We start from the raw sequence: 299 nt of genomic DNA, 5'->3' as shown, positions 1-299 counted from the left end.
CGTGGACGGATTAGAGGTTGGTCAAGAGGTAAAAGTTGAAGTTTTCGCTGCAGGTGAAATCGTTGACGTAACAGGAATTACTAAAGGTAAAGGTTTCCAAGGTGTTATCAAACGCCACGGACAGTCTCGCGGACCTATGTCTCATGGTTCTCGCTATCACCGTCGTCCAGGTTCAATGGGCCCAGATGCTCCGAACCGTGTATTCAAAGGCAAAAAACTTGCTGGACGTATGGGTGGAGACCAAGTTACTATCCAAAACTTAGAAATCGTTCAAGTTGACACTGAGCGCAACTTATTAC

Annotated in this window: 1 protein-coding gene; it reads left to right on the top strand. The window is 46.2% G+C overall.

Features of this window, described 5'->3' with window-relative positions; translation table 11 throughout:
- The coding region (gene rplC / locus ACSG5Z_RS30765; protein ID WP_435712847.1) for a 50S ribosomal protein L3 at nucleotides 1-299 on the top strand (299 nt) is incomplete at both ends.

Source organism: Bacillus pretiosus (assembly GCF_051294775.1).
GTDB classification, from domain to species: domain Bacteria; phylum Bacillota; class Bacilli; order Bacillales; family Bacillaceae_G; genus Bacillus_A; species Bacillus_A wiedmannii.
Note: the sequence above shows the minus strand (reverse complement) of the source record. Positions and strands in the feature narration are given on the sequence as shown.